Annotated in this window: 11 protein-coding genes and 1 pseudogene; 8 read left to right on the top strand and 4 right to left on the bottom strand. The window is 62.5% G+C overall.

The features are described from left to right. The 6 genes and pseudogenes from EN884_RS16955 to aat form a co-directional block, all read left to right on the top strand. Positions 1-190: pseudogene (locus EN884_RS16955) on the top strand (M48 family peptidase); the annotation flags it as partial. A 61-nt stretch (positions 191-251) separates the two neighbouring features. Further along, a complete protein-coding gene (locus tag EN884_RS16950) occupies positions 252-1,055 on the top strand; it encodes a DsbA family protein (protein ID WP_013531360.1) in 804 nt (267 codons plus the stop codon). Positions 1,056-1,204: 149 nt separating this feature from the next. Beyond that, positions 1,205-1,639 carry a type II 3-dehydroquinate dehydratase gene (gene aroQ, locus EN884_RS16945; RefSeq protein WP_013531359.1) on the top strand — a complete coding sequence of 145 codons (435 nt, stop codon included), beginning with the start codon at positions 1,205-1,207 and terminating at the stop codon, positions 1,637-1,639. A gap of 26 nt (positions 1,640-1,665) precedes the next feature. Further along, a complete protein-coding gene (accB, locus tag EN884_RS16940; RefSeq protein ID WP_013531358.1) occupies positions 1,666-2,124 on the top strand; it encodes an acetyl-CoA carboxylase biotin carboxyl carrier protein in 459 nt (152 codons plus the stop codon). Between the two features lie 10 nt (positions 2,125-2,134). Next, positions 2,135-3,478, top strand: a complete 1,344-nt coding sequence (gene accC, locus EN884_RS16935) for an acetyl-CoA carboxylase biotin carboxylase subunit (RefSeq protein WP_063168094.1) — start codon at positions 2,135-2,137, stop codon at positions 3,476-3,478. A gap of 12 nt (positions 3,479-3,490) precedes the next feature. Further along, positions 3,491-4,108 (top strand): leucyl/phenylalanyl-tRNA--protein transferase, encoded by a 618-nt coding sequence (gene aat, locus EN884_RS16930; protein ID WP_024503883.1) that lies wholly within the window; start codon positions 3,491-3,493, stop codon positions 4,106-4,108. Positions 4,109-4,117: 9 nt separating this feature from the next. Here aat and EN884_RS16925 read toward each other — a convergent pair whose 3' ends face one another. The 3 genes from EN884_RS16925 to EN884_RS16915 all read right to left on the bottom strand — a co-directional run bounded on the left by EN884_RS16925 (position 4,118) and on the right by EN884_RS16915 (position 5,692). Then, positions 4,118-4,504: a hypothetical protein gene (locus EN884_RS16925; RefSeq protein WP_024503882.1), complete on the bottom strand. Its 387-nt coding sequence runs from the start codon at positions 4,502-4,504 to the stop codon at positions 4,118-4,120. 75 nt (positions 4,505-4,579) lie between these two features. Next, entirely contained in the window at positions 4,580-5,170 is a 591-nt protein-coding gene (locus EN884_RS16920) for a DUF2155 domain-containing protein (RefSeq protein WP_013531354.1), read from the bottom strand. Positions 5,171-5,293: 123 nt separating this feature from the next. After that, positions 5,294-5,692: an NADH:ubiquinone oxidoreductase subunit NDUFA12 gene (locus tag EN884_RS16915; protein WP_013531353.1), complete on the bottom strand. Its 399-nt coding sequence runs from the start codon at positions 5,690-5,692 to the stop codon at positions 5,294-5,296. 255 nt (positions 5,693-5,947) lie between these two features. On the opposite strand from EN884_RS16915, the gene panB reads away from it, so the two are divergent. Both panB and panC read left to right on the top strand, forming a co-directional pair. After that, a complete protein-coding gene (panB, locus tag EN884_RS16910; protein WP_032808013.1) occupies positions 5,948-6,763 on the top strand; it encodes a 3-methyl-2-oxobutanoate hydroxymethyltransferase in 816 nt (271 codons plus the stop codon). Then, positions 6,760-7,611, top strand: coding sequence for a pantoate--beta-alanine ligase (gene panC, locus EN884_RS16905; RefSeq protein WP_063168095.1), 852 nt, complete (start codon positions 6,760-6,762; stop codon positions 7,609-7,611). Before panB ends, panC begins: the two co-directional genes overlap by 4 nt. Before the next feature lie 37 nt (positions 7,612-7,648). Here panC and EN884_RS16900 read toward each other — a convergent pair whose 3' ends face one another. Further along, positions 7,649-7,993 (bottom strand): hypothetical protein, encoded by a 345-nt coding sequence (locus tag EN884_RS16900; protein ID WP_063170249.1) that lies wholly within the window; start codon positions 7,991-7,993, stop codon positions 7,649-7,651. Positions 7,994-8,003: the final 10 nt, after the last annotated feature.

The raw sequence follows: 8,003 nt of genomic DNA, 5'->3' as shown, positions 1-8,003 counted from the left end.
GGCCTATGGCGAGTTGGGCGACATACCTGGCGCTGAACTTGCCACCGCTGAAAGCCATTTCTATTCCGGCAACTACAAGGATGCGAAGATTTTCGCCATGCGGGCGCAGCAGCAGATGAAACGCGGCGAGCCGCGCTGGCTTCGCGCCCAGGATATCATAAACTACAAGCCATCAACCAAGATCAAGTGAACCTTCCGGCCCCGCGCCACGACATAGCCAGACCGGAAAACAGGCAGAAGGAACAGGAACGATGAAAAAGGCACTGCTGCTGGGCACCACGGGGGTTGCGGTCGCTCTGGCCATGCTGGCTTTCGGATTCGTTGCCGGAAACCCGCAGATCGCCAAGGCCGGGACCGCACAGCCGGTCGAGACGGCGGCGGCCGATACCAAGATCGACCGCACCGAGGTCGAAGGCATCATCCGCGACTATTTGTTGAAAAACCCGGAAGTTCTTCTGGAGGTCCAGGACGCGCTTGAGGCCAAGCAGAAGGAAGAGCAGCGCATCGCTCATCTCGGCGTGATCAAGGATGCCAAGGACCAGATTTTCAACTCCGCCTTCGACGGCGTCGTCGGCAATCCGACCGGCAAGGTCACCATCGTCGAGTTCTACGACTATAATTGCGGCTTCTGCAAACGTGCCATCGACGACATGAAGGCGCTGACCAAGACCGATCCGGACCTGCGTTTCGTGCTCAAGGAATTCCCCATCCTCGGACCGGATTCGCAGAAGGCGAGCGTGGTCTCGATGGCCTTCCACCTGATGCACCCGGAAAAGTACGGCGAGTTCCACAATGCGTTGCTCGGCGGTCAGGGACGCGCCACCGAGGCGGCGGCCATGAAGGTCGCGCTGTCGCTCGGCGCCGACGAAGCGGCGCTGCGCGAGAAGATGAAGGACCCGACAATCAACGAGGCCCTCGCCAAGACCTACGATCTTGCCAACAAACTGGCGATCACCGGAACGCCGTCCTATGTCGTCGGCAACGAGGTGGTGTTCGGGGCGCTCGGGCAGGAAGTGCTGGCTGAAAAGATCGAGGCGGCGAAAGCCGCGCTCTGATCTTGCTCGCCAGCTATCTCTCACTGGCACATTTCCGCCTGTTGTGGACAGTGAAAGAACGCACTTGCGCTCTTTCCGCGGGCGGCTATGCCCATTATAGAGGGCCCAGCGCGCCGGCTTGATGACGGCGCCGGGAAAGGTCGGCTTTTTTGAAAACGGTTTTCGTCCTGAACGGTCCCAATCTCAACGCGCTCGGCAAGCGCGAGCCGGGCATCTATGGCGGCAAGACGCTTGCCGCGATCGCCGACGACTGCAAGCAGGCAGGCACGGCGCTGGGGTTCGAGATCGATTTCCGCCAGTCGAACCATGAGGGCGACCTTGTCGACTGGATTCAGGAAGCCGGCGACAAGGCTGTCGGCATCGTCATCAACCCGGGCGCCTACAGCCACACCTCGATTGCCATCCACGACGCCATCCGCGCCGTCGCACCATTGCCGGTGGCCGAAGTTCATCTTTCCAACATCCATGCGCGGGAACCATTCCGCCACGTCTCCATGGTCGCGCCGGTCGCCGTCGGCATGATCTGTGGCTTTGGGCCGCTCGGCTATACGCTGGCGCTACAGGCGCTGGCCGCACGCCTATGACCGGCCAACAAACAGAAGGCTCGAAAATGTCGATAAAGAAGACCGGTGTTGACCAGCAACTGATCCGCGATCTGGCGGGCATACTGAACGACACCAATCTCACCGAGATCGAGGTTGAACTGGGCGACCTGAAGGTGCGCGTCTCGCGGCAGGCGCCGGCCGTTCATGCAATCGCGGCGCCGCAACCGGCCTATGCGCCGGCAGCAGCGCAGGCTGCCGCCGTTGCCGTGCCTGTGGTGGCGGACCTTTCCAAGAATGCGGTCACCTCACCGATGGTCGGCACGGCCTATTTGGCTCCGTCGCCGGACGCCAAGGCATTCATCGAAGTCGGCCAGAAGGTCAAGGAAGGCCAGACGCTGCTGATCATCGAAGCAATGAAGACGATGAACCAGATCCCCTCGCCACGCGCCGGCACGGTGACCGCGATCCTTTTCGAGGATTCGCAGCCGGTCGAATATGGCATGCCGCTCGTCGTGATCGAGTAGAGCGGGCCTGATGTTTCAGAAGATCCTCATCGCCAATCGCGGCGAAATCGCCCTCCGGGTACTGCGCGCCTGCAAGGAACTCGGCATCCAGACGGTGGTGGTGCATTCGACCGCCGATGCCGACGCCATGCATGTGCGGCTCGCGGACGAGAGCGTCTGCATCGGTCCGCCGCCATCGCGCGACAGCTATCTCAACATCCATCAGATCGTTGCGGCCTGCGAAATCACCGGCGCCGACGCCGTGCATCCGGGCTACGGCTTCCTGTCGGAGAACGCCAAGTTCGCCGACATACTGGCCGCGCACAACATCACCTTCATCGGTCCGTCCGGCGACCATATCCGCATCATGGGCGACAAGATCGAGGCCAAGCGAACCGCCAAGCGCCTCAGCATTCCGGTTGTGCCCGGTTCGGACGGTGCCGTCACCGACCAAAAGGAAGCCAGGCGCATTGCCGCCGAGATCGGCTATCCCGTGATCATCAAGGCATCGGCCGGTGGTGGCGGGCGCGGTATGAAGGTAGCGCTTACCGAGGCCGACCTTGAGGTCGCCTTGCAAACGGCGAGCACGGAAGCCGGTGCGGCCTTCGGCGACGATGCGGTCTACATCGAGAAATACCTGGAAAAGCCGCGCCATATCGAGGTGCAGGTGTTCGGCGACGGCTTTGGCCGCGGCGTGCATTTCGGCGAGCGCGACTGTTCCTTGCAGCGCCGCCACCAGAAAGTCTGGGAAGAGGCGCCCTCGCCGGCCCTCAATGCCGAAGAGCGCGCCCGTATCGGCGGCATCTGCGCCAAGGCGATCGCCGACCTCGGCTATTCCGGCGCCGGCACGATCGAGTTCCTCTACGAAAATGGCGAGTTCTATTTCATCGAGATGAACACGCGCCTGCAGGTCGAGCATCCGGTGACGGAAGCGATCACCGGCATCGATCTCGTGCATGAGCAGATCCGCGTCGCTTCCGGCGGCGGCCTCTCGGTGAAGCAGGAGGACATCAAGTTCAACGGCCACGCCATCGAATGCCGCATCAACGCCGAGGACCCACGCACCTTCACCCCCTCGCCCGGTACGATCACCCATTTCCACACACCGGGTGGTCTGGGCATCCGCGTCGATTCCGGCGTCTATTCCGGCTACAAGATCCCGCCCTATTACGACAGCCTGATCGGCAAGCTGATTGTACATGGGCGTAACCGCGTCGAGTGCATGATGCGCCTGCGCCGCGCCCTGGACGAGTTCGTCGTCGACGGTATCAAGACGACGCTGCCGCTGTTTCGCGATCTCGTCGGCAATGCCGACATCGCCAATGGCGATTATGACATCCACTGGCTGGAAAAATACCTGGCCAAGGAAGAGTAGCGCGGAGACGCGATGACCCGCCCCTACGCGCCCGGCTATCGCATCCCCACCGACCTGCTGCTCAAGGCCTACGCCTCGGGCGTCTTCCCAATGGCAGAAAGTGCCGGCGACCCGGAGGTGTTCTGGGTGCGGCCGGAGACACGAGGCATCATCCCGCTTGACGGCTTTCACACGCCGAAAAGTCTCTGGAAAACGATCAAGAAACATCCCTTCGACATCCGTTTCGATTTCGATTTCGAGGCGACCATCGACGGCTGCGCCGAAAAGCGCGCGGAGCGGCGCTCGACCTGGATCAATGCGCCGATCCGCGAAGCCTATATCGAGTTGCATCGGATAGGCCATTGTCATTCGGTCGAAGCGTGGCGTGAGGACCGGCTGGTCGGCGGCCTCTATGGCGTGTCGCTCGGCCGGGTGTTTTTTGGCGAGAGCATGTTCGCCAGAGAGACGGACGCTTCCAAGACCTGCCTCTTCTACCTCGTCGAGCGCTTGAAGGCGCGGGGCTTTGCTCTGCTTGATACGCAGTTCACCACCGAGCACCTCAAGCGGTTCGGCGCGGTCGACGTGCCGCGCGGCAAGTATGAGAAGATGCTCGCCGATGCGTTGAAGGGCGAGGCAATATTCTATCCCTGAGGATTGAGCCTACTTCCCGGTAGCGGCTTCCAATGGCGTCTGCGAATGGAACATCATCTTCCAGCCGTTGGCGCGATGGACGTAGCCGGTGCTGACCAGCGCGGCATAAGCCTCGCCATTCTCCCGTGTCGCACGCGCCTCGTAAGTCAGCATGATGATGTCGCTGCCCGGCTCGATAATGCCCTTGAGATCCATCTGCAGGTTGCGCCAGCGGTTGGGCTTGGCCGCGGTCTTGGCCAGATCCGCATTGTCCATCGCCTGTGCCATCTGCGGAAATGCCACCAGGCATTCGGTGTCGGCGTTGGCCGCGTAGTAGGCGGAGTCGCCCGTCCAGAATCCCTTTTCGAGTTCCAGCAATTCGGCCTTGCTAGCCGTGATCCGTTTGCTGTCTGACATCGGAAGATCCTCCTTACGCATGAATGTGCGCTCGTCCGTGGCCCAACGCATTGTGGCCAGGACGGTTCCGGGGGATCAGTTGGTGTCGGTAGTATCGGGTTCCGAAGCGTCCGGCTCCGTCACATCAGGCGTTGTGACGTCCGGAGTGGTCGCGGCTTCCGGTTTGGCTGCGGCGGGCTTGGGAGCCTCCGCTTTGGTTGCGTCAGCCTTGGCTCCGTCGGGCGCCGGCACATCCGACTTCTGCTTGCAGGCCTTCAGCCAGACGTCGTAGACGGCATGCTCGACGGCGTTGAGGCCGGGGCTTTCGGCAAACATCCAGCCGGTGAAGATGCGGCGGATCTTGCGGTCGAGCGTGATCTCGTCGACCTCGACGAAGGAATCGGTCTTCGGCGCCTCCGCCTGCGGCCGCGAATAGCAGACGCGCGGCGTCACCTGCAAAGCGCCGAACTGCACCGTCTCGTCGATATAGACATCGAAGGTGATGATCCGGCCGGTGATCTTGTCGATACCGGCAAACTCGGCAACGGCATTGGTAACCCGGTCCGCTCCCGCGGGCGGCGCCGGCGCGGGTGCCGCGGGCTCAGGCGAAGCGGCGAAGGCCACGGTGCTGACGGCAAGACCGGCGGCTAGCGCCAGACTGGCCGATATTGAGTAAGAAAAGCTCATGCAAAGATACCGGTGGTTCGCGCCCGGGTGATTCTGTCGATCGCCAAGGCTAGTCGCCGTTTTCTGATCAGCAAGCAGCTAAACACCAATTGTGGCGATAAAGGACCGGCTTGCACCCTGTCGCTACGACCCGGGTGTCCAGGCATCGTAGTCGCCGGTGACCTGCGGGCGATGCTGATTGGTGAGCACCGAGCCCTTCGGACGATAGGCCGCCGGGCTGCCGGTCAGATTGGGCTGATGCGGCTTCTGCCAGTCGCGTGGCTTGTAGTCCTCGCTGGACGGCGCGACGTCGACACGGTGGTGCATCCAGCCGTGCCAGCCGGGCGGTATCGCCGAAGCTTCCGAATAATTGCGGTAGATGACCCAGCGGCGCGTGCGGCCTTCCGAATCGATGCCGCCTTCGTAGTAAAAATTGCCGGTCTCGTCCTGGCCGACCTTCTTGCCATACCGCCACGTGTGCAGGCGGGTTCCTATCGTCTGGCTGTTCCACCAGGTGAAAAACTGCGTAAGGAAAGTCTTCATCTCAAAACCCTCGCGCCGGCAGCGCCCGTTTCCTGCTTATGGCGTCAGGCCTTGCCGAAGGCAAGGCTTTTGCCCCGGCGTGTGCGCAAATGGCTTTCCTGAAACCCGACACAAGCCTGTGATCCTGCCGGTGGCTGCATGCACGCTTGCCAAGCCTTTGCGGTGTTTCTAAAGCTCTGCGCGCCCATGCTTGTATCCAGCCCGGCTTGAGGCCAAAGGAGGTGACGATTGGCCACGGAATTGCCGACCACCGACATGCGCATCAGCGCCGAGGCGATTCGCCACCGCAAGGGCGGCGCGCCGATCGTTTGCCTGACCGCCTATACCTATCCCATCGCCCGTCTGCTTGATCACCATGTCGATCTGCTTCTGGTCGGTGACAGTGTCGCCATGGTCCTCCACGGCCACAAGACGACACTGGGTGCCTCGCTGGAGATGATGATCGCACATGGGCAAGCCGTGATGCGCGGCTCGGCCAGTGCCTGCGTCGTCGTCGACCTGCCGGCTGGCAGCTATGAGGTCACGGCAGCACTTGCCGTCGCCTCGGCGCGGCGGGTCGTCGACGAAACCGGCTGCCAGGCGGTAAAGCTCGAAGGCGGCGTCGACATGGTTAGCCAGATCGCGGCCATCGTCGCCGCCGGCATTCCGGTCATGGGGCATATCGGCCTGCAGCCGCAATCGGTCGAGAAGGACGGCGGCTACAAGATCAAAGGCCGCACCGAGGAGGCTGTTGCGGCTTTGCTTCGCGATGCGCTCGCCGTCGAGAACGCCGGGGCTTTCTCGGTGGTCATCGAAGGCACGGTCGAGAGGGTCGCCGCCGATATCAGCCGCCGCCTCGCCATCCCAACCATCGGCATCGGCGCCAGCGGCGACTGCGACGGCCAGATCCTGGTCACCGACGACATGGTCGGGCTGACCGTCGATCGCGTGCCGAAATTCGTCAAGGAATACGCCGACCTGCGCAACGCGATCTCGCATGCCGCAAAGAGCTATGCAGCAGAAGTGCGAAACCGGACATTCCCGGGCCCCGGCCATGTCTTTTCGGCGACAAACAGCAGGGATGACGCATGAGCCAACCCGTCGTCGTCGATAGCGTTGCCGCACTTCGCACGCAAATCCATGACTGGCGCCGTGACGGCCTTCGTGTCGCCATGGTGCCGACCATGGGCGCTTTGCACGACGGGCACATCTCGCTGGTCAGGATCGCACTCGAAAAAGCCGAGCGCTGCGTCGTGTCGATCTTCGTCAACCCGACACAGTTCGCGCCGAGCGAAGACCTCGACAAGTACCCGCGCCAACTCGCCCGCGATCTCGACCGGCTCGGCGCGGCAAAGGCCGACCTTGCTTTCACACCGACGGTTGGCGAGATGTATCCCGCCGGCTTCGCCACGAAAATCTCGGTCGGCGGCCCCTCCGCCGGGCTCGAATCGGACTTTCGGCCGACCTTTTTCGAAGGCGTCGCCACCGTCGTGGCAAAGCTCCTCCTGCAGGCAACGCCCGACTTTGCGGTCTTCGGCGAGAAGGACTACCAGCAGCTTTGCGTGGTGAGACAGCTCTGCGGCGATCTCGACCTGCCCGTCGAGATCGTCGGCGCCCCGACGATACGCGACGCGCATGGTCTCGCCATGTCGTCACGCAACGCCTATCTCGATGAGGCCGAACTGAAGGTCGGCCGCCAACTCAACGTGATATTGCGCAAAACGGCTGCGGCCCTGGCGGCAGGCGCCCACCAAACCGACGCAACCGAAGAGGCCAGCCGCGACCTCATCGCCGCCGGTTTCCAGAAGGTCGACTATGTCGAGGCACGCGAAAGCCTGACGCTTGCGCCATGGCGTCGAAACCGCGAAGGGCGTCTTCTCGCAGCGGCATGGCTCGGCAAAACCAGGCTAATCGACAATGTGGGGGTTCCCGCTGCCTAGCGAAGGCTCGATCCTCCGCGGCGGATTGCTGCCGCGCCTAGCTCTCGCTCTTTTGCCGGCCGGCCCTGACGATCAGGTGTCCCGCGACGATCCCAACCACCCCGGCAAAGGCTTTCACCAATGCATCGATGAGGCGTGCATGGCGACCGGGATCAATGAGCTGAAGCAGTTCCAGCATGCCGGCGATCACAGCCACAAAGATCACCACTTGATACAGTCGGTTGGGGAAGCCGACCGCGAGGGCGAAGCCTAGCAGGACATAAGCCAAGGCACGCTCGACATTTGCTTCAGCGAGATGCGGCCGCATCTGGATCGGCGACAAGGTCGCGAAAATGATGATGGCGAGCAGCGCCAGCGCCGCAGTGCGGAACAATTTGGTCATGGCCCTTGCG

Origin of the sequence: Mesorhizobium sp. M7A.F.Ca.AU.001.01.1.1 (assembly GCF_004022735.1) — a bacterium.
Taxonomy (GTDB): domain Bacteria; phylum Pseudomonadota; class Alphaproteobacteria; order Rhizobiales; family Rhizobiaceae; genus Mesorhizobium; species Mesorhizobium ciceri.
The sequence above is the reverse complement of the archived record's forward strand: the minus strand, read 5'-3'. Positions and strand labels throughout refer to the sequence as shown.

Excerpts from the sequence above, each read along its gene's own strand:
- EN884_RS16925 (WP_024503882.1), bottom strand. The coding sequence starts at position 4,504 with ATGTCAGACAGCAAACGGATCACGGCTAGCAAGGCCGAATTGCTGGAA.
- aat (WP_024503883.1), top strand. The coding sequence starts at position 3,491 with ATGACCCGCCCCTACGCGCCCGGCTATCGCATCCCCACCGACCTGCTG.
- EN884_RS16950 (WP_013531360.1), top strand. The coding sequence starts at position 252 with ATGAAAAAGGCACTGCTGCTGGGCACCACGGGGGTTGCGGTCGCTCTG.
- EN884_RS16900 (WP_063170249.1), bottom strand. The coding sequence starts at position 7,993 with ATGACCAAATTGTTCCGCACTGCGGCGCTGGCGCTGCTCGCCATCATC.
- accC (WP_063168094.1), top strand. The coding sequence starts at position 2,135 with ATGTTTCAGAAGATCCTCATCGCCAATCGCGGCGAAATCGCCCTCCGG.
- EN884_RS16920 (WP_013531354.1), bottom strand. The coding sequence starts at position 5,170 with ATGAGCTTTTCTTACTCAATATCGGCCAGTCTGGCGCTAGCCGCCGGT.
- panB (WP_032808013.1), top strand. The coding sequence starts at position 5,948 with ATGCGCATCAGCGCCGAGGCGATTCGCCACCGCAAGGGCGGCGCGCCG.
- accB (WP_013531358.1), top strand. The coding sequence starts at position 1,666 with ATGTCGATAAAGAAGACCGGTGTTGACCAGCAACTGATCCGCGATCTG.
- panC (WP_063168095.1), top strand. The coding sequence starts at position 6,760 with ATGAGCCAACCCGTCGTCGTCGATAGCGTTGCCGCACTTCGCACGCAA.
- EN884_RS16915 (WP_013531353.1), bottom strand. The coding sequence starts at position 5,692 with ATGAAGACTTTCCTTACGCAGTTTTTCACCTGGTGGAACAGCCAGACG.